23 protein-coding genes are annotated in these 26,682 nt (G+C 66.5%); 11 read left to right on the plus strand and 12 right to left on the minus strand.

From position 1 onward, the window contains the following. Window positions 1-70 precede the first annotated feature (70 nt). Window positions 71-1,219, minus strand: a complete 1,149-nt coding sequence (locus tag C3F42_RS04515; RefSeq protein WP_023632777.1) for a substrate-binding domain-containing protein — start codon at window positions 1,217-1,219, stop codon at window positions 71-73. A gap of 349 nt (window positions 1,220-1,568) precedes the next feature. Next, window positions 1,569-3,143 (minus strand): malate dehydrogenase (quinone), encoded by a 1,575-nt coding sequence (mqo, locus tag C3F42_RS04520; RefSeq protein WP_104444047.1) that lies wholly within the window; start codon window positions 3,141-3,143, stop codon window positions 1,569-1,571. A gap of 216 nt (window positions 3,144-3,359) precedes the next feature. Between mqo and aroQ the strand changes: the two genes are divergently transcribed. Together aroQ and C3F42_RS04530 are read left to right on the plus strand one after the other, a co-directional pair. After that, a complete protein-coding gene (gene aroQ, locus C3F42_RS04525) occupies window positions 3,360-3,809 on the plus strand; it encodes a type II 3-dehydroquinate dehydratase (RefSeq protein ID WP_104444048.1) in 450 nt (149 codons plus the stop codon). Beyond that, on the plus strand, window positions 3,806-4,651 hold the full coding sequence (locus tag C3F42_RS04530; protein ID WP_104444049.1) for a shikimate dehydrogenase: 846 nt from the start codon (window positions 3,806-3,808) through the stop codon (window positions 4,649-4,651). Before aroQ ends, C3F42_RS04530 begins: the two co-directional genes overlap by 4 nt. Before the next feature lie 71 nt (window positions 4,652-4,722). Here the strand turns inward: C3F42_RS04530 and C3F42_RS04535 are convergent, their stop codons facing one another. Then, window positions 4,723-5,385 (minus strand): TetR/AcrR family transcriptional regulator, encoded by a 663-nt coding sequence (locus C3F42_RS04535; RefSeq protein ID WP_038705885.1) that lies wholly within the window; start codon window positions 5,383-5,385, stop codon window positions 4,723-4,725. A 125-nt stretch (window positions 5,386-5,510) separates the two neighbouring features. Continuing rightward, the gene (gene quiC / locus C3F42_RS04540) at window positions 5,511-7,418 is read right to left on the minus strand and encodes a 3-dehydroshikimate dehydratase QuiC (protein ID WP_104444050.1); all 1,908 of its coding nucleotides are present in this window, start codon (window positions 7,416-7,418) and stop codon (window positions 5,511-5,513) included. 392 nt (window positions 7,419-7,810) lie between these two features. On the opposite strand from quiC, the gene C3F42_RS04545 reads away from it, so the two are divergent. After that, complete coding sequence (locus tag C3F42_RS04545) at window positions 7,811-9,184, plus strand: MFS transporter (RefSeq protein ID WP_104444051.1); 1,374 nt, start codon at window positions 7,811-7,813, stop codon at window positions 9,182-9,184. A gap of 98 nt (window positions 9,185-9,282) precedes the next feature. Here the strand turns inward: C3F42_RS04545 and C3F42_RS04550 are convergent, their stop codons facing one another. Continuing rightward, window positions 9,283-10,626, minus strand: coding sequence for an OprD family porin (locus tag C3F42_RS04550; RefSeq protein ID WP_104444052.1), 1,344 nt, complete (start codon window positions 10,624-10,626; stop codon window positions 9,283-9,285). 279 nt (window positions 10,627-10,905) lie between these two features. Between C3F42_RS04550 and C3F42_RS04555 the strand changes: the two genes are divergently transcribed. Beyond that, the gene (locus C3F42_RS04555) at window positions 10,906-11,229 is read left to right on the plus strand and encodes a DUF2790 domain-containing protein (protein WP_046856021.1); all 324 of its coding nucleotides are present in this window, start codon (window positions 10,906-10,908) and stop codon (window positions 11,227-11,229) included. A gap of 1 nt (window position 11,230) precedes the next feature. On the opposite strand, the gene C3F42_RS04560 is transcribed toward C3F42_RS04555, so the two are convergent. After that, the gene (locus C3F42_RS04560; RefSeq protein WP_094011071.1) at window positions 11,231-12,385 is read right to left on the minus strand and encodes a GGDEF domain-containing protein; all 1,155 of its coding nucleotides are present in this window, start codon (window positions 12,383-12,385) and stop codon (window positions 11,231-11,233) included. A gap of 144 nt (window positions 12,386-12,529) precedes the next feature. Next, window positions 12,530-13,414 (minus strand): LysR substrate-binding domain-containing protein, encoded by an 885-nt coding sequence (locus C3F42_RS04565; RefSeq protein WP_038705881.1) that lies wholly within the window; start codon window positions 13,412-13,414, stop codon window positions 12,530-12,532. A gap of 104 nt (window positions 13,415-13,518) precedes the next feature. Here C3F42_RS04565 and C3F42_RS04570 point away from each other — a divergent pair, with 104 nt between their 5' ends. The 7 genes from C3F42_RS04570 to C3F42_RS04600 all read left to right on the plus strand — a co-directional run bounded on the left by C3F42_RS04570 (window position 13,519) and on the right by C3F42_RS04600 (window position 20,464). Continuing rightward, window positions 13,519-14,484 (plus strand): DMT family transporter, encoded by a 966-nt coding sequence (locus C3F42_RS04570; RefSeq protein ID WP_104444053.1) that lies wholly within the window; start codon window positions 13,519-13,521, stop codon window positions 14,482-14,484. 135 nt (window positions 14,485-14,619) lie between these two features. Next, complete coding sequence (gene yghU / locus C3F42_RS04575) at window positions 14,620-15,459, plus strand: glutathione-dependent disulfide-bond oxidoreductase (protein WP_094011069.1); 840 nt, start codon at window positions 14,620-14,622, stop codon at window positions 15,457-15,459. A 165-nt stretch (window positions 15,460-15,624) separates the two neighbouring features. Further along, window positions 15,625-16,188 carry a hypothetical protein gene (locus C3F42_RS04580; protein ID WP_052062253.1) on the plus strand — a complete coding sequence of 188 codons (564 nt, stop codon included), beginning with the start codon at window positions 15,625-15,627 and terminating at the stop codon, window positions 16,186-16,188. A 16-nt stretch (window positions 16,189-16,204) separates the two neighbouring features. Continuing rightward, window positions 16,205-16,789 carry a hypothetical protein gene (locus tag C3F42_RS04585; protein WP_038705879.1) on the plus strand — a complete coding sequence of 195 codons (585 nt, stop codon included), beginning with the start codon at window positions 16,205-16,207 and terminating at the stop codon, window positions 16,787-16,789. Between the two features lie 208 nt (window positions 16,790-16,997). Continuing rightward, the gene (locus C3F42_RS04590; protein ID WP_104445277.1) at window positions 16,998-18,701 is read left to right on the plus strand and encodes an amidase; all 1,704 of its coding nucleotides are present in this window, start codon (window positions 16,998-17,000) and stop codon (window positions 18,699-18,701) included. A gap of 138 nt (window positions 18,702-18,839) precedes the next feature. After that, entirely contained in the window at window positions 18,840-19,535 is a 696-nt protein-coding gene (locus tag C3F42_RS04595; RefSeq protein ID WP_371920583.1) for a transcriptional regulator, read from the plus strand. A gap of 14 nt (window positions 19,536-19,549) precedes the next feature. Further along, complete coding sequence (locus C3F42_RS04600; RefSeq protein ID WP_104444054.1) at window positions 19,550-20,464, plus strand: pyridoxal-phosphate dependent enzyme; 915 nt, start codon at window positions 19,550-19,552, stop codon at window positions 20,462-20,464. A gap of 34 nt (window positions 20,465-20,498) precedes the next feature. Here the strand turns inward: C3F42_RS04600 and C3F42_RS04605 are convergent, their stop codons facing one another. The 5 genes from C3F42_RS04605 to C3F42_RS04625 all read right to left on the minus strand — a co-directional run bounded on the left by C3F42_RS04605 (window position 20,499) and on the right by C3F42_RS04625 (window position 26,560). Further along, entirely contained in the window at window positions 20,499-21,911 is a 1,413-nt protein-coding gene (locus C3F42_RS04605) for a DOPA decarboxylase (RefSeq protein ID WP_104444055.1), read from the minus strand. 79 nt (window positions 21,912-21,990) lie between these two features. Further along, window positions 21,991-22,935 (minus strand): LysR family transcriptional regulator, encoded by a 945-nt coding sequence (locus tag C3F42_RS04610; RefSeq protein ID WP_104444056.1) that lies wholly within the window; start codon window positions 22,933-22,935, stop codon window positions 21,991-21,993. Window positions 22,936-23,021: 86 nt separating this feature from the next. Next, window positions 23,022-23,732, minus strand: a complete 711-nt coding sequence (locus C3F42_RS04615) for a YebC/PmpR family DNA-binding transcriptional regulator (RefSeq protein WP_023631852.1) — start codon at window positions 23,730-23,732, stop codon at window positions 23,022-23,024. A gap of 105 nt (window positions 23,733-23,837) precedes the next feature. Then, a complete protein-coding gene (locus C3F42_RS04620) occupies window positions 23,838-25,229 on the minus strand; it encodes an FAD-dependent oxidoreductase (protein ID WP_104444057.1) in 1,392 nt (463 codons plus the stop codon). 14 nt (window positions 25,230-25,243) lie between these two features. Beyond that, window positions 25,244-26,560: an MFS transporter gene (locus tag C3F42_RS04625; protein WP_094011064.1), complete on the minus strand. Its 1,317-nt coding sequence runs from the start codon at window positions 26,558-26,560 to the stop codon at window positions 25,244-25,246. Window positions 26,561-26,682: the final 122 nt, after the last annotated feature.

Genomic DNA, 26,682 nt, shown 5'->3' on the forward strand with positions numbered 1-26,682 from the left:
AAAACCGACGGTGCCGTGCCGGCCACCGTCGGTTGTCAGCCCGTTGCGGGCCTGGCGCTTCGCGTGACGCTTACAGACGGCCGATACCGTTGCAGACCGAAGCGTTGGCGATGTTGGTGCCTTCGTTGTAGCCGTTGTCCAGGAACACCTTCTTGATCTCGGCGGCGTAGGCGGCCGGCAGGCTGACGAAGGAGTGCTGGGCGATGGTGGCGGCCTTGGCACCGGTATACAGATCGGTCAGGAAGCTGCGGATGGCGGTGGCATCGGCGGCGGTCTGGTAGCACTGGCCGACCAGCAGGTTGGTGTAGCCGACGATCGGGTAGCCCGAAGTCGGTACCACGCCACCGGCGTTGAAGATCGGCACCCACTTGCTTGGGTCGGCGCGGTCGGCGGCGGTGCTCGGGGCGACAGCGGTACCCAGGGCGGTGCGGGCGTTGGCGGCGGTTGGCAGCGGCGCGGTGCCGGCGGCCATGGCGTTCTTGCTGACGCGGGCGACCACGGCGTTGTTGCTGGTGGCGACATAGTCAGGGCTGACGTAGCCGATGGTGCCATCGGTGGCGTTGACCGCGTTGACCACGTCGGCGCTGCCGGCGACGGCTTGCCAGGTGGCCGGTTCGCTGCCCACGTTGGCGGTGGTGAAGGTGCTGCTGACCACGAAGGACGATGGGCAGGAGTCAGCCAGGAAGCGCGACAGCAGCTCGGTGGTGCCGCTGCTGCCGGAACGGTAGATGACCTTGATCGGCGTGGTATCGGCGGTGCCCAGCAGTTGGCCCCAGGTGGTGGTGGTGCCGGAGAACACGCCGCACAGTTGAGCGCCGGTCAGTTGCAGGTTGGTCACGCCCGACTTCTTGTAGGGGATGGCAACGGAGGTGCCCACCGATGGGATCTGCACCAGCTTGCCCCAGGTGGCGGCCTTGCTGCTGTTGTAGGTCGACAGTTCCGAAGCGCTCAGCACCGAGTCGCTGCCGGCGAAGTCGACGTTGGTGCCGGCTGGCTGGTTGATCGAGGCCGCTGCGTTGGTCAGGAACGCCGTCTTGCCGCCACCGCTGCCGACACCGGTGTAGCTGAAGTCGGCCGGCAGCAGGCGCGGCAGGCTCGAGGTGCCGTTGTAGAGGTTTTCCGGCAGGGTGGCGCCGCCACCGACAACAGCAGCCATGGATTGGGCCGAAGCCAGGGTAGCAGCCACCAGGGAGGCGGCGATCACAGTACGCTTAAACATGAAGCAATCTCCTATCGTCGTGTTCATACGTTGAGTGGGTCGCGCATTGCCGTGGCCACAGGCCGTATACCCTGATCCAGAGGGGCTGAGGCCTGTCCACGGGGCCAACATTCGCAGCTTGTGGTGACAGGCAAAGGAAAAAACATCGGGAGTTCGGCGGGGAAAGACTCGGGTGTCTGAGGGCGCTTTTCGGGCTTGTGGCGGGCTGGCCATGAGCCGGCACAGGCGGTACGGGAGGGGACGGTCCGGAGGATGGCGGATCAGGCACTCGGGAGTTTGGCCAAGGGGAGAAAAAACAGTGTGGCAGTGCCGGCCACTTCACAGTGGCCGGTTGGTCATGACCGGGTCTTCAGGGCGCGGCCACCGCGCTGGGCGATGCCAGTTGCAGGAGTTCGCTGGTATAGCTCCACTCTTCCTGGACCTTGTCCGGATGCTCGTTCAGGCGGATGCCGTAGGACGGAATGATCTGCTTGATCTTCGCCTGCCACTCAGGCGTGGCCACCTTGTCCTTGAACACCTTGTTCAGCAGATCGAGCATGATCGGCGGCGCGGTCGAGGCGCCCGGCGAGGCGCCGAGCAACCCGGCGATGCTGCCGTCCTTGGCGGTGACCACCTCGGTGCCCAGCTTCAGCACCCCGCCCAGGTTGTCGTCTTTCTTGATGATCTGCACCCGCTGCCCGGCCTGCCACAGGCGCCAGTCTTCCTTCTTCGCTTCGGGGAAGTAGGTCTGCAAGGCGGCGAAGCGGTCATCATCGGACTGCATCAACTGGCCGATCAGGTATTGCACCAAGTCGAACTCGCGCACCCCCACCCGCACCATCGGCCAGGTGTTGTGCAGCGACATGCTGGCGAACAGGTCAAGCAGCGAACCTTCCTTGAGGAACTTGGTGGAGAAGGTGGCGAACGGCCCGAACAGGATCATGCGCTTGCCGTCGAGCACCCGGGTGTCCAGGTGCGGCACCGACATGGGCGGCGCGCCGGTGGCGGCGATGCCGTAGGCCTTGGCCATGTGGCGCTGGGCGATGGCTGGGTTGTCGGTGACCAGGAACGAGCCGCCCACCGGGAAGCCGGCGTAGTCCTTGGCCTCGTCGATGCCCGACTTCTGCAGCAGGTGCAACGCGGCGCCGCCGGCACCGATGAACAGGAACTTGGCGTCGGTGGTCGCGGTGCCACCGTCCTTGAGGTTCTTGTACTCGACGTGCCAGCTGCCGTCGTCGTTGCGACTGATGTCCTGCACCTCGCTGGACAGCTTGAGGTCGAAGTTCGGCCGGGTCTGCAGGTAGCCCACGTACTGGCGGGTGATCTCGCCGAAATTGACATCGGTGCCGATCGGCGTCCAGGTGACGGCGAGCTTCTGGTTGGGGTCGCGCCCTTGCATCATCAGCGGCACCCACTTGGCGATCTGCGCGTGGTCCTCGGAATACTGCATCGGCTTGAACAGCGGGCTGGCCTGCAACGCCTCGTAGCGCTTCTTGAGGAAGCGGATGTTGTCGTCGCCCCAGACGAAACTCATGTGCGGGGTGGTATTGATGAACGAACGCGGGTTCTTCAGCACCCCCTGCTTGACCTGCCAGGCGAGGAACTGACGGGTGACCTGGAACGACTCATTGATCTCCACCGCCTTGCTGATGTCGATCTTGCCGTCCTTCTCCGGCGTGTAGTTGAGCTCGGCCAGCGCCGAGTGGCCAGTGCCGGCGTTGTTCCAGCCGTTGGAGCTCTCCTCCGCCACCTTGTCCAGGCGCTCGACCATCTGCATCGACCAACCCGGCTCCAGCTCGTTGAGCCACACCGCCAGGGTGGAACTCATGATGCCGCCGCCCACCAGCAGCACATCGACGCGCTTGCTGTCGGCGGCCTGGGCATGCAGCCCCAGGGCCAGGGTGAGGGCCGCCAAGGCCCATCTGGGCGTTTTCTGGATGTTCATGTGCTCTCCCGTATTGGTCATTCCGTGCGCCTGGAGGACAAGCTTAGCCGAGTGTTTTGCTCGGGCATGGTCGCTGTGTTTTCTGGCCCCTTGCCCCGCGACAAGGCCAGCAGCGCGAGTTCGATAATCGCCCGTTTTCAACGCTCCGGGATTTGACGAAACTAACCAGATAGTACAAATATCGATCTACTCAAAAACAACAAAGCGATACCCGCCATGACACCCCGAATCCTCGTGCTCAACGGCCCCAACCTCAACCTGCTGGGCACCCGCGAACCCGCCCAGTACGGCCATGAAACCCTCGCCGACCTGGCCAGCCTGTGCGCCGGCAGCGCTCGCGAGCTGGGCCTGGAACTGGAGTTCCGCCAGACCAACCACGAAGGCGAGCTGCTCGACTGGGTTCACGCCGCCCGTGGCCGCTGCCACGGCATCGTGATCAACCCCGCCGCCTGGACCCACACCTCGGTGGCCATCCGCGATGCCCTGGTGGCCTGCGAGCTGCCGGTGATCGAGGTTCACCTGTCCAACGTGCACAAGCGCGAGCCGTTCCGCCACCTGTCGTTCGTTTCCAGCATCGCCGTGGGGGTGATCTGCGGCCTTGGCAGCCAGGGCTACCGCATGGCCCTGGGCTATTTCAGCGAACAGCTGCGCGAGCACGCGGCATGAGCGCCCAAGGTATCCTTGCCGGCCTCATCGGCCGTGGCATCCAGGCTTCGCGCACACCGGCGCTGCACGAACACGAAGGCGATGCCCAGGCGCTGCGCTACCTGTACCGGCTGATCGACGCCGACCAACTGGGCCTGGACGACAGCGCCCTGCCGGCGTTGCTCGACGCGGCCCAGCGCACCGGATTCAGCGGGCTCAACATCACCTACCCGTTCAAGCAGGCGATCCTGCCGTTGCTCGACGAACTGTCGGACGAGGCCCGTGGTATCGGCGCGGTGAACACCGTGGTGCTGCGCGATGGCAGGCGGGTCGGCCACAACACCGACTGCCTGGGCTTCGCCGAAGGTCTGCGCCGGGGCCTGCCCGGCGTGGCCAGACGCCGCGTGGTGCAGTTGGGCGCGGGAGGCGCAGGCGCGGCGGTGGCTCATGCGCTGTTGGCCGAAGGCGTCGAACAATTGCACGTGTTCGAGGTGGACCCGGCCCGCGCCCAGGCACTGGTGGACAATCTCACGCAGCGCTTCGGCGCTGGCCGTGCCATGCTCGGTAGCGATCTGGGCGAGACCCTGGCCAGCGCCGATGGTCTGGTCAACACCACGCCGGTGGGCATGGCCAAGCTGCCGGGCACTCCCTTGCCGCCGGCGTTGCTGCACGCACGGCTATGGGTGGCGGAGATCATCTATTTCCCGCTGGAGACCGAGTTGTTGCGCCAGGCCCGGGCCCTGGGCTGCCGCACCCTCGATGGCGGCACCATGGCGGTGTTCCAGGCGGTCAAGGCGTTCGAGCTGTTCAGTGGACGCCCGGCGGATGCCGCGCGAATGCAGGCGCATTTCGCCAGGTTCTAGTCGCCAGGGAGCTCATCGCGGAGCATGCCCGCTCCCATGGAAGAGCGAGCGGGCATGCCCCGCGCCTGCATTCAGGCCTTGATGTAACGCATCACCGCCTCGCAGATCACCTGCTTGTGGCGTTGCTTGATCTGCTCGTCGGACAGGTCGATCTGGAAGATGTCGCCAAAGGTATGGCGGTTGGACACCCGGTAGAAGCAGAACGAGCTCATCAGCATATGCAGGTCGATCACTTCGATGCCGGGGCGGAACACGCCCTGGGCAACGCCACGGGCGAGGATCTTGCCCAGCGCGTCGAGCACCATGCTGCTCATCTCGCGGATCACCGGCGACTGCTTGACGTACTCGCCGTAGTGGATGTTCTCGGTGCAGACGATGCGCACGAAATCGACGTTGTTGGCATGGTGGTCGAAGGTGAACTCCACCAGGCGCTGGATCGCCTGCTCGGGCGCCAGCGAGTCGAGGTCCAGGCTGTGCTCGGTCTTGCGGATGTCGCCGTAGAGCTTGACCAGGCACTCGACGTACAACTGCTCCTTGCTGCCGAAGTAGTAGTAGATCATGCGCTTGGAGGTGGCGGTGCGCTCGGCGATGGCATCGACCCGGGCACCCGCCAGGCCTTGCTGGACGAACTCGGTGATGGCGGCCTGGAGAATGTTCTCGCGGGTCTTTTCCGGATTGTTCTTGCGCGTCTTGCGCAGGCCTTCGACTTCAGGCTTGACGACCGAATCACTCATACCGACTCACAGGCTCGTTGTAGTAATCCGGGCAATTATCCGTGAGCCGGGCGATGCTGGGAAGCGCAGTGTTGGTCGGCTGGTCAGGTTTGGCCTAGAGCCCCGTCGCCGGCCAAGGGCCTGGCTCACAACACAACCTTGCGCCCTGCCCCGCTGCGCGCCTTGGCCATCGCTGCCAGACGCACCGCCACGTTGGCCGCGCCATAGCCGGCATAGCCGCCCTTGCGCTGCAGGATCTCGAAGAAGAAGCGCCCTTCGAACGGCTCGGTGTACACATGGAACAGCTCGCCGCCCTGGACATCACGGTCGTACAGCACGTTGTAGTACGCCAGCTCGCTGAGGAACTCGTCGTCGAAATCGAAGCGCGCCGCCAGGTCGTCGTAGTAGTTCAGCGGGATCTCCAGCAACGGCACGCCGGCCTCCTTGGCCCTGGCCACCTCGCGGAAGATGTCGTCGCAGTCGAAGGCGACGTGGTGCACGCCGGAGCCGCGATAGCTGTCCAGGGCATGGGCGATGGCGGTGTTGCGGTTCTCCGAGATGTTCAGTGGCAACCGTAGGGTGCCGCAGTGGCTGCGCAGGGCACGGCTCTTGACCAGGCCATAGGGGTCAGGCAACACCACCTCGTCGTCGGCGGTGAAGTCGAACAGGCTCTTGTAGAACAGCACCCAACTGTCCAGGGCCTCGGCCGGCAACGCCAGGGCCATGTGGTCGATACGTTTGAGGCCACCGCTGGCGCGGGCTGTCGGGTCCAGGCGGAAATCGGTGTCGTAGAGGGCCTGGCCGTTGCCGTCGGGCTGCACCAGGTACAACAGGCTGCCGTCCGGCGCGCGCACCGCCGGGATCTCGCGCTCGTTGGGGCCGACCAGGCCGCGGAACGGCTGGCCACGGTAGGCCATGGCGCGCTGCAGGGCGTCCTGGCAAGCGTTGACCCGCAACGCCGTGGCGCACAACGACGGGCCATGGGCTTCGAAGAAGTTGTGGGCGAACGAATAAGGTTCGCCATTGAGGACGATGTTGATATCGCCCTGGCGCAGCAGACGCACGGCTTTGCTGCGGTGCTCGCCCGCTTCGGCGAAGCCCAGGCGCTTGAGCCATGCGCCCAGGCGTGCGCCGACCGCCTCGTCGACGGCGAACTCGAGGAACTCCACGCCGTCGTAGCGGCTGGCGGCCGGCGGCGCGAACAGCACGCCCGGTTCGACCGCCCGCGCCTCGCGCTCGAGCTGGCGGCGGGTCTTTTCCTCCAGGTACAGCAGCGAGCGCAGGCCATCGGCGGCGTTCTGCCGGGGTGGCGCTGCGCGGAAACCGTCATTGAAGATCTCCAGCGACAGCGGGCCGCGATAGCCGCTGGCCAGGACCGGCGCGAGGAAGCCCGCCAGGTCCATTTCCCCCTGCCCGGGGAAGCAGCGGAAGTGCCGGCTCCATTCCAGCACGTCCATGGCCAGGATCGGCGCATCAGCCATCTGCACGAAGAAGATCTTCTCGCCGGGGATATCGCGGATGCCGCTGGGGTCGCCGTTGAGCGACAGCGTATGGAAGCTGTCGAGGATCACCCCCAGCGCCGGGTGGTCGGCCTGGCGCACCAGGTTCCACACCTGTTGCCAGGTATTGATATGGCGACCCCAGGCCAGGGCCTCGTAGCCGATGCGCAGGCCCCGCGCGCCGGCATGCTCGGCGAGCAGGCGCAGGTCGTCCACCAGCAGCTGTTCGTCGCCCAGGGCGTCGGGCTGGACATTGCTGCACACCAGCACCAGGTCGGTGCCCAGTTCCTGCATCAGGTCGAACTTGCGCTCGGCGCGGTCGAGATTCTTGCGCAGGCGGTCACGGCGGCAGCCCTCGAAATCGCGGAACGGCTGGAACAGGGTGATGGCCAGCCCCAGGTCGGCGCACAACTGGCGCACCTCGCGGGGGCTGCCGGCGTAGTACAGCAGGTCGTTCTCGAAGATCTCGACGCCGTCGAAACCGGCGGCGGCGATGGCCTCGAGTTTTTCCGGCAGGGTGCCGCTTAAGGAAACGGTGGCGATCGAACGGTGCATGGCGGGTGTTCCTTGTTATTGAGTGAGGCCTGCACGATCGATTATTCGCAGGTAAAGTCGCCCCGGCAACGAACTTTGTACGGAACAGTTAGTTTTTGTTCGATTACCGAACAAAACCCGTTCCAGCGAATTGCTTCACCCACCCCCGTGAACAACCATGAACACCAGTCGCAGGCCCGCCAGCCCTTCTCGCCGCAACGCCGGTCGTTCGGCGGAACCTGCGCTGCACTACCCAACGTCACCACATAATAAGTTCAAGAAAACGGGTACCGAACTATGCACACCTTGCTCGCCCTGCGATCCGCGCCGCCTCGTTCGTCTTCTCCATACAGCCCCTGCCCGCGCCTCAAGCGCTGACCAATCCGGCCCCTGACAAGAACAACGGAGACAACATGGCCCGCTCAAGCTCCCAAGCCAAGAAAGCCACCGCCAGCGGATGGATCGGCTCTGCCCTCGAGTATTACGACTTCTTCATCTACGCCCAGGCCGCGGCGCTGATCTTCCCGCAGATCTTCTTCCCGTCCGCCGACCCGAAGATGGCCATCATCGCCTCGCTGGCCACCTACGGCGTGGGTTACCTGGCGCGCCCGGTCGGCGCCTTCGTGCTTGGCCACTGGGGCGACACCCGCGGGCGCAAGAACGTGCTGCTGCTGTGCATGTTCCTGATGGGCCTATCGACCATGGCCGTGGGCCTGCTGCCGACCTACCACGATGTCGGCCTGCTGGCCCCGGCGCTGCTGGTACTGCTGCGCCTGGTCCAGGGCTTCGCCGTGGCCGGCGAGATCTCCGGCGCCAGCTCGATGATCATGGAGCACGCGCCGTTCGGCCGCCGTGGCTACTACGCCAGCTACACCCTGCAAGGGGTGCAGGCCGGCCAGGTGATGGCCGCCGCGGTGTTCCTGCCGCTGGCCTACTTCATGCCCAGCGAGGCCTTCAACGACTGGGGCTGGCGCATTCCGTTCCTGATGAGCGCGCTGGTGCTGGTAGCTGGCTTCATCATTCGCAAGGAGGTCCACGAGACCCCGGCCTTCGTTAGGGAAGAGAAACAGGACAAGGTGGCCAAGTCGCCGATCAGCGAGGCCTTCCGCCACAGCTGGAAGCACATGGTGCTGGTTATGTTCATGGCGCTGATGAACGTGATCCCGGTGGTCGCCACCATCTTCGGCGCGGCCTACGCGGTGCAGCCGGCCTACGGCATCGGCTTCGACAAGAGCGTGTACCTGTGGATCCCGGTGGTGGGCAACATCGTCGCGGTGCTGGTGATCCCCTTCGTCGGCAACCTTAGCGACAGGATCGGCCGGCGCCCGACCATGATCGCCGGTTGCCTGGGCTCGGGCCTGCTGGCGTTCGTCTATCTGTATGCGATCAGCATCCAGAACGTGCCGCTGGCCTTCGCCGCCTCGATCGTCATGTGGGGCATGGTCTACCAGGGCTACAACGCGGTGTTCCCGAGCTTCTATCCGGAGCTGTTCCACACCCGCTACCGGGTCTCGGCCATGGCCATCGCGCAGAACCTCGGCACCATGATCACCGCCATGCTGCCGGCGTTGTTCGCCGCAGTCGCGCCGCCGGGTTCGGACAATATCCCGCTGGTGGTCGGCGGGCTGGCGTTTCTCATCACCTGCGTGTGCGCGCTGGCCGCCTACCTGGCACCGGAAACCCACCGGCTGGCAATGGAAGACCTGGGCAACCCGCAGGCACAACCCATGGCGCGGGAAGCCTATGAAGCGAGCCGCAAGGGCAGCCTGAAAGTGTTCGGCCACTGACATCGGCGGTGCCGAAAAAAAGACGCCTCGTCAGAGGCGTCAAGACATTCACCAGCAACCAAAGGAGCACGGGGCTTCTCAAGGTGAATCCGGGTGGTTCAGAGAATCGACAACGGGTACTCGACGATCACCCGCACCTCGTCCAGGTCCGACTCGAAGGCCGTCGCCCGGGTGGTGGCCTGGCGCACGCGCAGTGCCAGGTCCTTGGCCGCGCCGGTCTGTACCACGTACTTGACCTCGATGTCGCGTTCCCAGCGCTTCTGGTCGGTGAGCGGGTCGCCGTTGCCATCCCGGCGCATGTAGTAGGCGTTGGCATGGCTGTAGTCGGCATCGCTGCCACGGCCATAGCGGGTCATGAACGACAGCCCCGGTACACCGTAGGCGGCCATGTTCAAGTCATAGCGCAGCATCCATGAGCGCTCTTTCGGCGAGTTGAAGTCGCTGTACTGGATGGAGTTGTCGAGGAAGATCGAATCGGACTGGCGCAGGTAGTCGAAGTCGTCGTCGCCGTTGTTGCGCTGGTGGGTCAGGGCCAGGGTATGGGCGCCGTAGCGCACGCCGAGCCTGGCGCTCCAGATGTCGTTGTCGAACTGGCCCAGGCGCTGACGTCCTTCGTCCCTGGCGTTGTAGAAATTGAACCCGCCGATCAGCGCCAGCTCGTCGGACAACGGCCAGGTCACGCTGGTGCCGGCGTAGTACTGGTTCCACACATCCTTCAAGCGACTGCCGAACAGGCTGACGCTGACGTTTTCGTTGATCGCGTAGTCGCCACCGCCGTAGGCGATCCACGGCGAATCCACCGGGCCGCCGTAGAATGTCACGAAGTTGTCGCGCAAGTTGCTGGACACCGGCTGGCTCATGGCGTGCAGGCGCCCGCCCTGCAACGTCAGGCCTTGCACACTGGTGTTCTCCAGGGTCACGCCGCGAAAGCTTTCCGGCAACAGCCGCGAGTCGCCGGCCGCCACCACCGGGTTGACCGGGAACACATCGCCCACCCGCAGCACGGTGTCGAACAGGCGCACCTTGGCCGCGCCGCCGAGCTTGCTGTATTCGTCGCGGGCCTCGCCATCGCGGTCCACCGGCAGCACGTCGAACGAGCTGCGCCCACCGTTGCGCCCGCCACCAGTGTCGAGCTTGAGCCCAAGCATGGCGAAGGCGTCCACCCCGACGCCCACCGTGCCTTGGGTGAAACCGGACTCGAAGCGGGTGATCACGGCATGGGCCCAGGCCTCGGAGTAGCCGTTGCCGCTGTCCTTGCCGCTGTTGTAGGTGGGGGCCGGGCCATCGCGATGGTCGCGATTGAAATAGTAATTGCGGTTGAGCACGCTCAGGCGGCTGCCCTCGATGAAACCTTCCTTCTGCTCTTCTGCGGCCCAGGCCGCCGGGCCGAAGCCGGCCAGCGCCACCAGGGCGGCCAGGGAAAGTGTCGGATTGCTCTTCATCCACTGCTCCTTCGATTGCGGCTGTTCTTGTTGTCAGGCCCTGGCGCTGGAGCATCCCTGGTCTGGCCAGATGCGCACGCACCCAGCCCCATTGGCCGAGCCTGATGCTCGCCGCTGGCGGATAACGGGAAGGTGATGGGGGCATTACAATCGTGTCATGCGCAGCCCGGGGGAGCTGCGTACACGCCCAGCTTTCATATCTGTAACCCGGCCGTCATGCCCCTGTTGGCCGGGCATCGCTAGCGTGGTCTGCGAAACGAACCTTTCGGAGGCACGACCATGCTACGACCGACCCTGACCGCCGCCCTGCTGGCGCTTTCCCTCTCGACCCAGGCCAGCGGCTTTTCCAGGCTGGACAGCGAACAGCTGCTGGCGGACCACCAGCAGGCCGTGGCGGCCTATGCGGCCAAACGGGCGAAGCCCATGCCGGAGATCGTCGACTACCGCTACGGCATGAAGCTCGACGTTGCCCGCCTCGTGCGCCAATCGGGCGACCCGCGCACCTGCGAGGTGGTGCCGCGGCTGATGACCTTCGAAGACAGCCAGGGCACCTTGCGCACCGTGCGCTACGCGGTGCAGTCGCAGTGCATCAACAACAAGTAGTTCAGCCGCGCAGCCCGTCGACCAGTTGCAGGCTGTTGCGCCCGCTGCGCTTGGAGGCGTACAGCAGCACGTCGCCTTGCTCGATCAACGCCGCCAGGCTGGCCGGTGGGCGGTCGAACAGGTTGGCGCCGATGCTCAGGGTCACCGCCTCGGGGGTGCGGAACGACTGTTCGGCGGTGGCCTGGAACTGCTGGCGCAGGGCCTCGGCCAGGCGCTGTATACCTTCGCGCGACGCCCCGGCCAGGAGAATGACGAACTCGTCGCCGCCCAGCCGTGCGGCGATCGCCCGCTCCGGCAGCATGGTCCGGATCATCTCGCTCAAGGCCACCAGCAGACGGTCGCCAGCGGCATGCCCATGCAGGTCGTTGACCAGTTTGAAGTGGTCGATATCGATCAGCAGCAAAGCCCCGGGGTTTGCCGGGGAAACCTCGTTGAACAGGCTCGCCGCGCGTACTTCCAGGGCGCGGCGGTTGTACAGCGCGGTCAGCGGATCGCGCGCGGCCAGGCGCTCGATGCGCTCCTCGCGGCGGTAGCGCACGGTGCCAGTCATCGACAGGGCGATCAGCATGATCGCCATGGCCCCCTCCACCAGCGATACCTGGATGATCTGCCCGCGAAACGCGCTCAGGTCGATCAGCGTTCCCGGCAGCAGCGCCGGCAGCGTCTTGGCCAGGTAGAACAGCCCGTGCAGCAGCAGGATGCAGCGCAACTGCACCGCGCCGACGCTGAACGACTTGCCGTGCGGGCGCAGCAACGCGCTGGCGTACAGGGTGAACGCGGCGACCAGCAGCGAGTTGGCCACCAGGAAGGTCTTCGACCAGGTGGGCCACTGCGGCAGCAGCAACAGGCTCAGCCAGGCCAGCGGGGCGAGGTAGCAGAGCCGTGACAGACGGGTTTCGGTAAAGCGTGACACCCCCAGCAGGAACAGCCAGTGGGCGGCCACCAGCATGCCGTTGGCGAACCAGATGCCGGTGAACAGGTAGCCGCTGCCACGCAGCAAGGCGAGCGAGGAACCGACACTGATGGTAGCGAAGCTGGCGCTCCAGCACAGCAGCGAAGACTCGCGCACGCTGCGCCACTCCACGGCCAGATAAAGCGCGGCGGCCGCGGCCAGGGCGATGGTGAGGGTCAGCATGGTGGAAGCGTCGAACGCCATGGGTGGAAGTGGCCTGTATCTGGGTTACCGTTCAGAACGGTGATTGTATGCGTTCAAGGGTCAATGCACAGGCATAAATGATATCCAAATGATGGCATTCGGACGGGCAGCCCATTCATTCGCCTACCAGACGACAGTCACCTGTCATTGCCCGGAGAGGAAGCTCACCAGCTGTCGCCCATGCGAGCTGAGCGCTTCCCAACTGCGAAAACAGATACGCAACTCCAGGGTCGCCCAACGCTCCTCCAGCGCCACCCGGCGCACCGCCAGTTCCTGTTCGGCGCGCACGGCCGCCGTTTCCGGCAGCATGGCGATACCCGCGTGCTGGGCCACCAGCTGGGCGATGGCTTCGAAGCTCGGTGCCCGCACCCGCACCTTCAGCGGCATGGCCAGGTTCATCGCCAGTTCCTCGACGAAGCGCTGCATGGCGCGCTCGGCGGGCAGGCAGACGAAGGGAAAACCCAGTGCGTCCGCCAGGCGCAGCTGGCCGCGCCCGGCCAACGGGTGATCGAGCGGCACCAGCAGCACCAGGCGCTCGGTACGAAACGGCAGCGACACCACGCCCTCGTTGACCAGGTTGCCGTCGTACACGCCGATCTCGCACTCCCCGGCCAGCACCACCCGCAGTACATCGATGCTCTTGTGCTCGACCAGTTGCAGGTCGACCTCCGGGTAGTCGGCCAGGAACGGCCCCAGCACGGCCGGCAACAGCGTGCTATTGGTCACGGTGGACGCCGCCAGGTGCAGGGTGATGCGCCGCTGGCCGGCGAGTTCGCGCAGCGTGTCCTGCAGTTTCTGCGCCTCGCCCAGCACGCCCCGCGCCGACTCCAGCACCAGGCGCCCGGCCGGGGTCAGTTGCATGCCGTCGGCCTTGCGCAGGAACAGGGTCAACCCGCTGCGCGCCTCGAACAGGCGCAGGCGGGTGCTGGCGGCCGATACCGCCACCGGGAAGGTCGCCGCCGCCTTGCTCAGGCTGCCGGTGGCGGCAATAGCGGCGAGCAGCCGCAGGTCGGCCAGGTCGAAGTGCATCAAGGCTTCTCCAAATCAGAACGCCATGTTCGAGAAAAAGCGATTCTAGCGCGGTTGCGTTCTGCGCAGAATAAACCGCACTTCTTCTGTGCCACGGACCCGCCATGACCCGCCTGCCCGCCCCGCTCCAGCGCGCCCTTGCCAACGGCAGCCTGTACGCCGTACTCGCCGCCCTGGGCTTCAGTTTCAAGGCCATCTTCGTCAAGCTCGCCTATGCCGCAGGCCCGGTGGACGCCATCAGCCTGCTGGCACTGCGCATGGCCCTGTCGCTGCCGTTGTTCGCCTGGCTGGTATGGGCCAGCCGTGGCCAGGGTGGCGCGCCGCTGAGCGCCGGCGACGGCCTGCGCGTGGCCTTGCTCGGCCTGTTCGGCTATTACCTGGCCAGCCTGTTCGACTTCTACGGCCTGCAATACATCTGTGCCGGGCTCGAGCGGCTGATCCTGTTCACCTACCCGACCCTGGTGCTGGTGATCCAGGCCATCGTCCAGCGCGAACGCCCGACCCTGCGCACCCTGGCGGCCATGGGCCTGTGCTACCTGGGGCTGGGCATCGCCTTCGTCCACGACATCGGCGCCGCGGGTGGCGGCAATGCGGTATTGGTCGGTTCGCTGTGGGTGTTCGCCAGCGCAGTCACCTATGCCCTGTACTACTCGGGCACCGGCATGATGCTCAAGCGCATGAACTCGATGCGCCTGGCCGGATTGTGCGGCACCGCCTCCTCGCTGATGGTGCTGGCCCACTACCTGCTGGTGGCCGATGTCGCGCCGCTGTTGCAGCTGCCCGGCACGGTGTGGCTCAACGCGGCATTGATGGCGCTGTTCTCCACGGTGCTGCCGATCTACTGGGTGGCGCTGGCGATCCAGCGCCTCGGGCCCACGCACACGGCGGCGGTGGGTAACCTGGGGCCGGTGCTGACGATGCTGGCCTCATGGCTGATCCTGAGCGAGGCGATCAGCGTGTACCAGGTAGCCGGGTTGGTCCTGGTGCTGTTCGGGGTATCGCGGCTGAAACCGGCGAAAAAGCCAGAGGCGCCAACCGCGCCGACCCCGGCCTCGGCGCGGCCCCTGTAACGACAGCGGTGCGCCTGCAAGGCGCCATGCATGCGCTGCGGGCACGCATTGAATTTGCCCTGCACGGCGAACCCATGGCATAGAGAGGCTGTCCACGTCCTTACCCGGCCGCATCGCGCCCTCCAGGAGATTCCCATGAGCAAGCCCCCTTATGTTCCGCCCAAGGTCTGGACCTTCGAGGCCCCTTCCGGCGGCCAGTTCGCCAGCATCAACCGCCCGGTGGCCGGCCCCACTCACGACAAGCCGCTGCCCACCGGCAAGCATCCGCTGCAACTCTACTCGCTGGCCACGCCCAACGGAGTCAAGGTCACCATCCTCCTCGAGGAGCTGCTGGCCCTCGGTCATGGCGGCGCCGAGTACGACGCATGGCTGATCCGTATCGGTGAAGGCGACCAGTTCGGCAGCGGCTTCGTGCAGGTCAACCCCAACTCGAAGATCCCCGCCCTGCTCGACCGCAGCGTCGAACCGCCGGTGCGGGTATTCGAGTCCGGCGCGATCCTGCTGTACCTGGCGGAAAAATTCGGCGCCTTCCTGCCCCGGGACCTGGCCGCGCGCACCGAGACCCTCAACTGGCTGTTCTGGCAGATGGGCTCTGCACCTTACCTGGGCGGTGGTTTCGGCCACTTCTATGTCTACGCGCCGGAAAAGTTCGAATACGCGATCAACCGCTTCACCATGGAAGCCAAGCGCCAGCTCGACGTGCTCGACCGGCGCCTGGGCGAAAGCGCCTACCTGGGCGGCGATACGTACAGCATCGCCGACATCGCCGTATGGCCCTGGTATGGCCAGCTGGTGCGCGGCAACCTGTATGGCGCGGCCGAGTTCCTGGCGGTACACGAGTACGCCAATGTGCAGCGCTGGGCAGAGGCCATCGCCCAGCGCCCGGCGGTACAGCGCGGCACCCGGGTCAACCGCACCTGGGGCGAGGAAGCCAGCCAGGTGGCGGAGCGCCACGCAGCCAGCGACCTGGCCTGAGGGGTTCAGGTTCGCGCGGCCGAGCATGGCCGGCATAAATAGTGGCATTTTGCCCTAAAGCTGCCGGCCCCTCGGCCGTAAACCTTGATCAGGTTCAACTCCGATCAAGGATGACATCACTTGAAGAAACTGTTCCAGGCCAGCGCCGTCGTTGCCTTGCTGACGATGAGCGGCTGCGTCTCCTACAACGTCATCGGCCCGGTGGGCACGCCGCCCCACGCCTCCACCGTCGCCAGCCCACGCAGCGCCCAGGTCGCCGATGTGCAGGTCAACGCCCCCGGCATTGACAACGCCACCGGCCAGGCCATCAGCCGCGCCCTGACTCCGCAGCTCAGCCAGTACGTGCAGCGCGCCGGCTACTTCAAGGCCGTCACCGAATACCCCACGCGCCTGGACGAACAGGACGTGCTGCTCAAGTTCGACATGACTTCGCTCAAGGGCCATCGCGCCCCGCACCCGGCGTACTTCCCCGGCGCCCTGCTGACCCTGACTTTCTGGATCTGGTTCAACGGCCCGATCTACGTCGACAGCTTCGACGTGGCCGGCAACCTGGTGATCGTCGACCGCGACGGCGTCGAGTTGGCCAGGGCCAAGGAACAACTGCGCTTCGAACACAACGTCGGCCTGTACGGCGGCGAGTACTGGGCGCCTTCGATGGGCGGCAAGCAACTGACCAAGCTGGTCGGCGAACTGCTCGACGACGCCACCGTGAAACTGGCAAAACGCTGATAACAGGAACACTTCGATGAACATCTGCAAACACGCCCTGCTGCTCGGCGCCCTGCTGCTTGGGGGCTGCGTCTCGTATTCCACCGGCGACCTGGCACCGGTCGGCACCTGGCCGCCGGCGGCGAGCACCGCCGCGGCCAAGCCCAACGCCTACCTGCGCAGCACCGCGCTGTACCAGGTCAACGACGGCGCGGCCGTGGCCGCCGCCGGCGCCCACGCCGACATGTGGGAGAAGACCATCAGCGAGACCTACCAGCAATCCGGCCGCTTCACCCAGGTCAGCACGCAGAAGGGCGAAGCGGACCTGTACGCCGAATCGACCCTGACCAACCACGAGGAGTTCGTGACCGCGTCGGCGTTCATCACCGGCTTCACCCTGTTCCTCATCCCCTCTACCGCCAAGAACACCTTCACCCTGCAGACCGTGTTCAAGGACAAGGACGGCAAGGAGATCGGCCGTGTCAGCAAGAGCGAGTCGATCCGTACCTGGATGCAACTGGTGCTGATCGTCGGCCTGCCATTCCAGGCCGACACCCGCGACGTGGTGCGCGAGCTGGCCCGCAGCACCCTGGACGAGGCGGTACAGCGCAAGCTGCTCTGATCGTCACCACCGTTCGAATCGGCGGGCTTGGCCCGCGATCGGCGCCAACCGGTCGCGGGCCAAGCCCGCTGCCGTTTCAGCCCCGCCATCCGGCGCTCAGCGTGCCGCGCTGCAACGAACCATTTCCCCGCTGCATGCCTGCGCCCACCAAGACCTTCTTGCTACACTAGCCGCCATGATTTTCCACCTGCACAACTGTGGTGACAGCATGATCGAGGTAACCGAGGTTTCCATTGCCGAGCTGCGCGACGCGCTCGAGTCCGGCCGCACGACGGCCGTCGAGCTGGTCAAGGCGTACCTGGCCCGCATCGACGCCTACGACGGCGCCGACACCGCCACGCGGCTCAATGCCGTGGTGGTGCGCAACCCCGAGGCCCTGAAAGAGGCCGAAGCCTCCGATGCCCGCCGTGCCCGTGGCGAAACCCTCGGTCCGCTGGATGGCATCCCCTACACCGCCAAGGACAGCTACCTGGTCAAGGGCCTGACCGCCGCCTCCGGCAGCCCGGCGTTCAAGGACCTGGTCGCCCAGCGCGACGCCTTCACCGTCGAGCGCCTGCGCGCCGGCGGCGCGATCTGCCTGGGCAAGACCAACATGCCGCCGATGGCCAATGGCGGCATGCAGCGTGGCGTGTATGGCCGCGCCGAAAGCCCGTACAACGCCGCCTACCTCACCGCGCCCTTCGCCTCCGGCTCCTCCAACGGTGCCGGCACCGCCACCGCCGCCAGCTTCAGCGCCTTCGGCCTGGCCGAGGAAACCTGGTCCAGTGGCCGCGGCCCGGCCTCGAACAACGGCCTGTGCGCCTACACCCCGTCGCGTGGGGTGATCTCGGTGCGCGGCAACTGGCCGCTGACGCCGACCATGGACGTGGTCGTGCCATATGCGCGGACCATGGCCGACCTGCTGGAGATCCTCGACGTGGTGGTGGCCGACGACGCCGACAAGCGCGGCGACCTGTGGCGCCTGCAACCCTGGGTACCAATCCCGGCCGCCTCGAGCGTGCGCCCCGCCTCGTACCTGGACCTGGCCGTGGGCGCCGAGACGCTCAAGGGCAAGCGCTTCGCCGTGCCACGCATGTACATCAATGCCGACGCCGAAGCCGGCACTGCCGAGAAACCCGGCATCGGCGGCCCGACCGGCCAACGCATCAATACCCGCGCCAGCGTGATCGAACTGTGGCAGCAAGCCCGCCAGGCCTTGGAAGCGGCCGGCGCCGAAGTGGTCGAGACCGACTTCCCGCTGGTCTCCAACTGCGAAGGCGACCGCCCCGGCGCGCCGACCGTGTTCACCCGCGGCATCGTCAGCAAGGAGTTCCTCCACGACGAACTGTGGGAACTGTCCGGCTGGGCCTTCGACGACTTCCTGCGCGCCAACGACGATCCCAAGCTCAACCGCCTGGCCGATGTCGATGGCCCGCAGATCTTCCCCCACGACCCCGGCACCCTGCCCAACCGTGAAGACGACCTCGCCGCCGGCATGGACGAGTACGTCAACATGGCCAAGCGCGGCCTGAAGACCTGGGACCAGATCGCCACCGTGCCCGACGGCCTGCGCGGCCTGGAAGCCACCCGCAAGCTCGACCTGGAAGACTGGATGGACGCCCAGGGCCTGGACGCGGTGCTGTTCCCCACCGTGGCCGATGTCGGCCCGGCGGACGCCGATGTGAACCCCGAATCGGCGGACATCGCCTGGAGCAACGGCATCTGGGTGGCCAACGGCAACCTGGCGATCCGTCACCTGGGCGTGCCGACCGTGACCGTGCCGATGGGCGTGATGGCCGACATCGGCATGCCAGTGGGCCTGACCTTCGCGGGCAAGGCGTACAGCGACAACAATCTGTTGAAATTCGCCGCCGCCTTCGAGTCCACCGGCTCGCGCCGTATCGTCCCGCCACGCACGCCGAAACTGGGCTGACGCACTTGATCGCGGGCCCTCCCGTTCCTGCCTTGGGCAGGAGCGGGAGGGCCCGTGATTGCTTTTGAGGGTTCGACACCTTCGCCAAATTCAACTTTTTGTGTAATATTCAACACAATATTGAATCTGGTGCCGATCATGCTCACCCTCGCCCACGAACGCCAGCTCACCCTGAACGTGCTCAAGACCGCCCTGCAGGCCTTGGGCAGCGTCGTCCCGCGCAATGTGGAAATCCTTCTGCACGACCTCGAACACCCGGAACGCTCGGTGGTAGCGATCGTCAATGGCGAGCTCTCCGGCCGTCAGGTCGGCAGCCCGATACTGGCCGCTCCCGAACAGGACCAAGGGTTCAAGGCGCTGATGCAGGCCGCCGCCGACCAGCAGGGCTGCGACCCTGTGGTGCTGCCCGACTACCCCACCACCCTCAAGGGCCGCAGCCTGCGCAGCGCCACGGCGATCTTCCGTGACAGCACCGGCCAGCCCTTCGCCAGCCTGTGCGTGAACACCGACGTCACCGGCCTGGACGCCGCCATGGCGTTCCTGCGGCACTTGCAGCCGCTGGGCGCCGCGCCAGCCACGGTATCCGGCGACGAGCCCGCCGACATGACTGCATTGATGGCCGGGATCATCCAGGACGCGCTGCAACGCAGCGGCCAGGGGCGAATGAGTAAACACGCCAAGGTCGAGGCCGTGCGCGTGATGCAGGAGCGCGGCCTGTTCATCGTCAAGGGCGGCGTCGAGAAAGCCGCCGAGGCCCTCGGCGTGACCCGCTACACCGTCTACAACTACCTGGAGCAGCTGCGCGGCGAGCCCGCCGCGGCTGCCCGCGACTGAGCCACGGAGCCCACATGCCCTTGCATATCCCAACCCCGCTGATCGAATCCCGTCCGCTGTCGCTGAGCGCCGGCCGCCCGGTGTGGCTCAAGCTCGAAGCCCTGCAACCCTGTGGCTCGTTCAAGCTGCGCGGCGTCGGCCACGCTTGCGAGACGCACCATGCTCGCGGCGCCCGTCACTTCGTCTCCTCGTCCGGCGGCAATGCCGGGCTGGCGGTGGCCTACGCCGGCCGCAAGCTCGGCGTGCCGGTGACCGTGGTGGTGCCCGAGACCACCACCGAACGAGCCAAGGAACTGCTGCGCCTGGAAGACGCCAGCGTGGTGGTGCGTGGCAGCTCCTGGCAGGAAGCCAACGAGCACGCGCAGACCCTGCTGGGGGCCGGCGACGCCTTCATCCACCCGTTCGACGACCCGCTGTTGTGGACCGGCCACGCCAGCATGATCGATGAAGTGGCCCTGGCCGGCTGCAAGCCGGATGCCGTGGTCCTGTCGGTCGGCGGCGGCGGCCTGCTGCGCGGCGTGGTCGAAGGCTTGCAGCGCAATGGCTGGCAGGACGTGCCGGTACTGGCAGTGGAAACCGCAGGCGCCGCGTCGCTGCACGCGGCCATGACCGCAGGGCGCACCGTGGAACTGCCGGGGATCACCTCGGTAGCCACTTCACTGGGGGCCAAGCGGGTGGCCGAACAGGCGCTGGCCTGCACCCGCCAGCACCCGGTGGTCAGCCACCAGGTGAGTGATCGCGAGGCGCTCGACGCCTGCGAACGCCTGCTGCGCGATCACCGCCTGCTGGTGGAGCCGGCCTGCGGCGCGGCGCTGGCCTTGCTCGAACATCCCGAGGCAGTGGCGGCCTTCGGCAATGTCCTGGTGATCGTCTGTGGTGGCGCCACCGCAACGCTGGAGCAGATCCGCGCCTGGCGCGAAGCCTGCTGATTGCAGGCCCCTGAAGCAGTGACAGGCCTCTTGGCTACTCGGCCACCACCGCCTGCAACCGCGCCCACAGCCGCTCGACATGCTCGCGCTCGGTGGGCAGCGCCCCCACCGAGACCCGCACCATCCAGCGCCCGTCCAGGGTCGCCGGGGTCACGTAGGCATCACCCGAGGCGTTGAGGCGCTCGGCCCAGGCGCGGGTGTGGGCATCCAGCGCCTCGCCCTCGAGACCCGTCGGGCGATGGCGGATGCACAAGGTCTGCAACTGCACCGGCGCCAATACCTCCCACGTGGGAGCCGCCTCCACCTGCGCGGCCAGCCACTGCGCGTTTTCCAGGTCGCGGCGCAGGCGTTGCTGCAGGGCCTCGACACCTTCGCTGCGCAGCATGAACCACAGTTTCAAGGCGCGGAACCGGCGCCCCAGGGGGATGCCCCAGTCGCGCAGGTTCTTCACCTCGCCATCGACCGCCGACTGCAGGTAGCTGGGGTTGGTGCTCATCACCCGGATCAGGTGCTGCGGGTCGCGCACATAGTAGATCGAGCAGTCGAAGGCCACGCCCAGCCACTTGTGGGCATTGACCACCACCGAGTCGGCCAGCTCGATGCCGTCCCACATCCAGCGGCATTCCGGGAGGATCATCGCCGAACCGGCCATGGCCGAGTCTACGTGCAGCCACAGCTGGTTGGCCTGGGCGATCTCTCCGATCGGGCGCAGCGGGTCCAGCGCGGTGGTGGTGGTTGTGCCGGTGGTGGCGACCACGGCGCAGGGCTGGTTGCCGGCGGCGAGGTCCTGGGCGATGGCTTCGCGCAGCGCCTCCGGGCGCATGGCGTAGTGTGCGTCGGTGGGGATCAGGCGAATGTTTTCACGGCCGAACCCGGCCAGCAGCGCGGCCTTGTCCACCGAACTGTGGGCATGGGCGCTGACGTAGACCACCAGGGGCTTGCCCTGGGCCTGCAGGCCGCCGCGCACCTGGGCATGGTCGGTGGCACGCTCGCGGGCGCAGATCAGCGCCACCAGGGTGCTGGTCGAGGCGGTGTCCTGGATCACTCCGCTCCATTGCCCGCTAAGGCCGAGCAGCTGGCGCAGCCAGTCGAGGGTGGTTTCCTCGAGTTCGCTGAGGGCCGGGCTGGACTGCCACGACAGTCCGAGCACGCCAAGGCCGGTGCTGAGGAAGTCGCCGAGCACCGATGACAGAGTGCCGTTGGAGGGGAAGTAGCCGTAGAAGTCCGGGTGCTGCCAGTGGGACAGGCCGGGCATCACCAGCTTGTCGACGTCGGCGAGGATGGCCTCGAACGGCTCGCCTTGCTGCGGTGCGCCCTGCGGCAGCGCGGCCTTGAGGTAGCCGGGTTGGACCTGGGCCATGACCGGGCGTTCGCCGACGGTCTGGCGGTAATCGGCGATCAGGTCGATCAGTTGGTGGCCGTATTGGCGGAATTGTTCGGGGGTCATGAGTGGTCTCCTGGCAGCACAATGCCTCGCAGTCTAGGCCTCCATCACCCGCCGAATAACCCCGCTTCGCGCATAGCTGCTATGGCAAAGGCGCATGCCCACCCTGTACGCCGAACTGCGACTGGCGCCACACCTCGAACACCCGGTTGCGCAACCAGCGATGTTCGGCCGAGGCCTGCAGACGCTGATGCCATACCACCCAGTAACGCTGGATGTGCTCGACAAAGCCCATGGGCCGCCAGCTCAACCCATGCAACCGCGCCAGTTGCCGGGCGATATGCTCGGGCACCGTGGCCAGCGCCTGGCCGTTGCCGACCACCTGGACCATGGCGCTGAAGAACGGCACCTCCAGGCTGACGCGTCGTTGCAGCCCCTGGGCGCGCAGATGGCGGTCGATGAAGCTGTCCTTGTCGCCGCCACCGGACACCCGCACATGCTTGAAGGCCAGGTAGTCGTCCTGGCTCAGTTCGGCGCGAGCGCTCAGCGGATGGTCATGGCGCATGAGGCACACCGCCCGGTCCTCACCCAGCAGCCGGCCATGCAGGTTGGGTGGCGACTCGTCGAACAGCGTGGTGGCCAGGTCGATCTCGCCGCTGGCGAGCAAGGCGTACTGCCCGGCCTGCCAGGTGCGGTACTCCAGCGACACCCCCGGCGCCTCCTGCTCCAATGCTTTCACCAGCTGCGGCAGCATATGTTCGGCCACGTAGTCCGAGGCCGCCAGGCAGAAGCGCCGCTCGCAGCGTGCCGGGTCGAACGCTGCGGGCTGACGCAGGGCGTTGAGCTCGTCCAGTACCTGGCGCAATGGCTCGACCAGCGTTTCGGCGTGTTCGCTGAGCACATAGCCACGCCCCTGGCGCACCAGCAGCGCATCGTCGAAGGCCTCGCGCAGGCTGGCCAGCTGGCGGCTCAGCGCCGATTGGCTGCAGCCCAGACGCTCGGCGGCATGGCTGAGGTTCTTCAGCTGCAGGAGGCAGTCGAGGGTGCGCAGGTGGGCGAGGCTGAGGGAGGCGAAGGTGGGGTGCATGGCACAGGTCCGGAAATGATCGCGGGGCAAGCCCGCTCCCACAGACACACTGGGAGAGGGCTTGCCCCGCGAGGATAACGCGCGGCTCAGTCAGTCAGGCCGACATAGACGTTCTGCACGTCTTCGTTCTCGTCGATAGCCTCGAGGAAGGCCTCGACCTCGGCCAGGGCTTCGGCGCTCAGGCTGGCAGCACTCACCGGGTTCTTCGGGGTATAGCCGATCTTTGCCGAAGTCACGGTGAAACCATGCTCCGGCAGGGCTTTCTGCACGGCATCGAGGTCGGTGGTGTCGGTGATGAACAGGGTCGAACCTTCTTCCTCGCCGTCCTCGAAGTCCTGGGCACCGGCTTCGATGGCTGCCATTTCCGGGTCGGCGTCGCCTTCCGGGGTCGCCTCGATCAGGCCGACGTGGTTGAAGTCCCAGGCCACCGAGCCGCTGGCACCCAGCTGGCCCTTGCGGAACAGCACGCGGATCTGCGCCACGGTGCGGTTGACGTTGTCGGTCAAGCACTCGACGATCAACGGCACCTGGTGCGGGGCGAAGCCTTCGTAGCTGACCGCATGGTATTGCACGGCCTCGCCGTCAAGGCCGGCGCCTTTCTTGATCGCGCGCTCCAGGGTCTCACGGGTCATCGAGGCTTTCTTGGCCTGGACGATGGCCAGGCGCAGGCGCGGGTTCATGTCCGGGTCGGCGCCGGACTTGGCGGCGATCTGGATCTCCTTGGCCAGCTTGCCCATGATCTTGCCCTTGGCGTTGGCCGCCGTTTCTCTATGCTTGGCTTTCCACTGTGCGCCCATATCGACTCTCTTTGTTTCAACGGCCGGTTCAGGAAGCGACCGGCCAAAAAGTGGGGAGAGTTTATACGCCCTGCGCACCGGGTTCGACAAGAAATCGCATCAGCTTCAGCCCTTGTCGGCCTTCCCCGCCGCCGCCGCGAACTTCGCCAGGCGCACATCCAGCCCGCGCGGACGCACGCCGCGGTCTTCGGCGCGCTCCTTGCGGCGAATGGCGTTGCGCACCATCAGCGACCCCAGGTAGCGCACCGGCTCCGGCGGGAAACGCCCCAGCGGGCCCTTGACCAGCGGCGAGCGGGTCCAGGGGTTGTCCAGCCCCAAGGCCAGCGACGAGAGGATCCGCCCGCCCATATGGCACGGCCCCACCCCGCTGCCCGAATAGCCGAAGCCGTAGAACACGTTGCCCTGCCCATCGAGCCGGCCAAAGAACGGCAGACCGGTCACCGAGCGGTCCGACGGCCCGTTCCAGCTCGCCGCCAGCGGCACCTCGGCCAGCGCCGGAAAAAACTCGGCCAGGCTGTCACGCAGCAACGGCTCGTACGGCGACGGCTGGTCGAACACCGGCAGCATGCGCCCGCCGTAGGCGAAGGTATTGCCGCCCTTGCCGAGCATCAGCCGGCCATCGGAGGTGTTGTGGTAGTAGTGCACGAAGATCCGCGAATCGAGCACGCTGACACCGCTGTCCAGGCCGATCTGGCGCAGCAGCTCGGGGCATGGCTCGGTGATCACCATGTCGCTGGAGACGATCGCCACGCTGCGCTCGAACTGCGGGAAGGCCCGCGCCATCCAGGCATTGAGGCCGAGGACGACGCGGTCGGCGCGGATGGTGCCGGTAGCGGTGCGCACCTGCGCCGGCGCGCCATGTTCCAGGCCGGTCATCGCCGTGCCTTCGTGGATGCGCACGCCACGTTGCAAGGCCACCCGGCGCAAGCCGCGCACCAGCCGCCCCGGCTGCACCGTGGCCGCGGCCGGCGAGTACCAGCCCTCCAGGTGCCGCTGGGAGCCGGCCAGGCGCTGCACCTGCTCCAGCGCCAGGCGCTGGAACGAGTTGATGCCGCGGCGCTCCAGCGCGGCGATCACCGCATCAGTGCCGCCGACCTGGGCCTGGTTGGTGGCGGTGTAGAGCGTGCCGTCCATGCGGAAATCGCAGCGGATGCCATTGGCCGCGCAGAACTCGCCGATGGCGCCGATGCTGCGTTCGGACTCGTCCACCAGGCGTACCGCCTCGGCCACCCCGAACAACCGTTCGAGGGTGAAGTACTTGGCCGACCAGGACAGTGCACAGCCTCCATTGCGTCCGCTGGCCCCGGCGCCACAGATGTCGGCCTCGATCAGCAGCACCTCCAGCTGCGGCGCCTGTTCCTTGATCATCAAGGCAGTCCACAACCCGGTGTAGCCACCGCCGACGATGCACACGTCGCAGCGCGCATCGCCAGCGAGCGGCGGGCACAGGGCCTCGTCTTCCTGGTCCAGGGCCTGTTGCAGCCAGAAGGGTCTCATCTGCTCGCTTTCCTCTAGGTACGCAGTGGCTTGATCGCCATGCCGGTATTGGGGGCCACGTCGGTGGCCTGGGGTGCCGTTGCCGGACGGCTGTTCCAGTGCGGCAGCAGCACCAGGGCGGAGAACAGCGCGGTGCCGGCGAAGACGATGAATACCGTGACGCTGTCGAAGTAGCCCGGCAGCAAGCCGCCAAGCACCGCGCCCACCGAGCCGCAGCCGTTGACGAAACCGGCCGCGGTGGCGCCGGCCTTGGCGGTGCCGAAATCAATGGCTGCGGCGCCGCTGATCATCGAGTCCGGGCCATACAGGGTCAGGCCCATGACGAACAGCAGGGTCACCACCAGCACCACGCTGCCGGTGTGCATCGCCGCCATGAAGCCGGCCAGGGTCAGGGTCAGCAGCACCAGGCTGATCACACAGGCCGGCATGCGCCGGGCGCCGAACAGCTTGTCCGAAGCCAGGCCGATGAGGATCGGGCCAAGCAACCCGGCCAGCTCGAAGGCCGTGGGGATGATCGCCGCGCCGACCTTGCCCACCGAGGGCATCTGCTCGAAGACGATCACCGGCCCCCACAGCAGGATGGCGTAGCGCGCCGGCTTGAGCATGAAGTAGGCCAGGCCCAGGGTCAGCACCGTGCGGTTGCGCAGGATCTCGCGCAGCGGTGCCCAGACGCTGCACAGGTTCGCTCCCGGGGCCATGCTCTGTGGTTCGGGCTCCACCGCCGGCAGGCCAACGTCCTCGGGTTTGTTGCGCTGGAAGATGAAGAACAGCACCGCCACCGCGGCCACCACCACGGCACTGGAAAAGAATGCCGCGTGCCAGGTGCCGACCAGGGTGTAGGCCCACCAGCCGGCGAACGGCGAGGCCACCAGGCCGCCGAAGGCATAGCAGGAACTCCACAGCCCTAGCACCCGTCCGCGCTGGGACGCCGGGAAGAAACTGCCAATGTTCTTGCACAACCCCGCCCAGCCGGTGGACTGCGCCAGCCCCTGGACCAGCATGCAGGTGGCGAAGATCGGGAAGGTCGCGTAACTGCCCATTACCACCGCCGCCGCCGCCGAGATCAGCAGCCCACCAAGCACCACCACGCGCGGCCCGAAGCGGTCGGCGAGCATGCCCCAGGTGAACTGGCCCACGGCATAGGCGGCCAGGTAGATGGCGTCGAGGTTGGCCATGGCGGCCTTGTCGAGCATGAACGAGGGGTCTTCGCCGATGCCGAGCTTGGCCACCGAGAAGGCTTTGCGGGTGAAATAGAAGGCGGCGTATGCCAGCCAGGTGATTGCGAAGATCTGCACGCGCCAGCGCTTGATGGCGCCCAGGGATTGGTTCATTTGACTCTGACCTCTTGTTTGAGTGTGCCGGCAGAATGTGAAGAAACGCCTGTCTTGTTGTTGTGTTGCGCACTGCGTGACGGAGGGACGTCACTTGGTCAGATGGCGGTGGTGCCGCCATG

The sequence above is a fragment of the Pseudomonas sp. PONIH3 genome, from assembly GCF_002934345.1.
In the GTDB taxonomy this organism is placed as follows: Bacteria; Pseudomonadota; Gammaproteobacteria; order Pseudomonadales; family Pseudomonadaceae; genus Aquipseudomonas; species Aquipseudomonas soli.

What these genes read in the sequence shown, in the direction of transcription:
- C3F42_RS04515 (WP_023632777.1), bottom strand. Translation starts at nt 1,219, where the DNA reads ATGTTTAAGCGTACTGTGATCGCCGCCTCCCTGGTGGCTGCTACCCTG.
- mqo (WP_104444047.1), bottom strand. Translation starts at nt 3,143, where the DNA reads ATGAACATCCAGAAAACGCCCAGATGGGCCTTGGCGGCCCTCACCCTG.
- aroQ (WP_104444048.1), top strand. Translation starts at nt 3,360, where the DNA reads ATGACACCCCGAATCCTCGTGCTCAACGGCCCCAACCTCAACCTGCTG.
- C3F42_RS04530 (WP_104444049.1), top strand. Translation starts at nt 3,806, where the DNA reads ATGAGCGCCCAAGGTATCCTTGCCGGCCTCATCGGCCGTGGCATCCAG.
- C3F42_RS04535 (WP_038705885.1), bottom strand. Translation starts at nt 5,385, where the DNA reads ATGAGTGATTCGGTCGTCAAGCCTGAAGTCGAAGGCCTGCGCAAGACG.
- quiC (WP_104444050.1), bottom strand. Translation starts at nt 7,418, where the DNA reads ATGCACCGTTCGATCGCCACCGTTTCCTTAAGCGGCACCCTGCCGGAA.
- C3F42_RS04545 (WP_104444051.1), top strand. Translation starts at nt 7,811, where the DNA reads ATGGCCCGCTCAAGCTCCCAAGCCAAGAAAGCCACCGCCAGCGGATGG.
- C3F42_RS04550 (WP_104444052.1), bottom strand. Translation starts at nt 10,626, where the DNA reads ATGAAGAGCAATCCGACACTTTCCCTGGCCGCCCTGGTGGCGCTGGCC.
- C3F42_RS04555 (WP_046856021.1), top strand. Translation starts at nt 10,906, where the DNA reads ATGCTACGACCGACCCTGACCGCCGCCCTGCTGGCGCTTTCCCTCTCG.
- C3F42_RS04560 (WP_094011071.1), bottom strand. Translation starts at nt 12,385, where the DNA reads ATGGCGTTCGACGCTTCCACCATGCTGACCCTCACCATCGCCCTGGCC.
- C3F42_RS04565 (WP_038705881.1), bottom strand. Translation starts at nt 13,414, where the DNA reads ATGCACTTCGACCTGGCCGACCTGCGGCTGCTCGCCGCTATTGCCGCC.
- C3F42_RS04570 (WP_104444053.1), top strand. Translation starts at nt 13,519, where the DNA reads ATGACCCGCCTGCCCGCCCCGCTCCAGCGCGCCCTTGCCAACGGCAGC.
- yghU (WP_094011069.1), top strand. Translation starts at nt 14,620, where the DNA reads ATGAGCAAGCCCCCTTATGTTCCGCCCAAGGTCTGGACCTTCGAGGCC.
- C3F42_RS04580 (WP_052062253.1), top strand. Translation starts at nt 15,625, where the DNA reads ATGAGCGGCTGCGTCTCCTACAACGTCATCGGCCCGGTGGGCACGCCG.
- C3F42_RS04585 (WP_038705879.1), top strand. Translation starts at nt 16,205, where the DNA reads ATGAACATCTGCAAACACGCCCTGCTGCTCGGCGCCCTGCTGCTTGGG.
- C3F42_RS04590 (WP_104445277.1), top strand. Translation starts at nt 16,998, where the DNA reads ATGATCGAGGTAACCGAGGTTTCCATTGCCGAGCTGCGCGACGCGCTC.
- C3F42_RS04595 (WP_371920583.1), top strand. Translation starts at nt 18,840, where the DNA reads ATGCTCACCCTCGCCCACGAACGCCAGCTCACCCTGAACGTGCTCAAG.
- C3F42_RS04600 (WP_104444054.1), top strand. Translation starts at nt 19,550, where the DNA reads ATGCCCTTGCATATCCCAACCCCGCTGATCGAATCCCGTCCGCTGTCG.
- C3F42_RS04605 (WP_104444055.1), bottom strand. Translation starts at nt 21,911, where the DNA reads ATGACCCCCGAACAATTCCGCCAATACGGCCACCAACTGATCGACCTG.
- C3F42_RS04610 (WP_104444056.1), bottom strand. Translation starts at nt 22,935, where the DNA reads ATGCACCCCACCTTCGCCTCCCTCAGCCTCGCCCACCTGCGCACCCTC.
- C3F42_RS04615 (WP_023631852.1), bottom strand. Translation starts at nt 23,732, where the DNA reads ATGGGCGCACAGTGGAAAGCCAAGCATAGAGAAACGGCGGCCAACGCC.
- C3F42_RS04620 (WP_104444057.1), bottom strand. Translation starts at nt 25,229, where the DNA reads ATGAGACCCTTCTGGCTGCAACAGGCCCTGGACCAGGAAGACGAGGCC.
- C3F42_RS04625 (WP_094011064.1), bottom strand. Translation starts at nt 26,560, where the DNA reads ATGAACCAATCCCTGGGCGCCATCAAGCGCTGGCGCGTGCAGATCTTC.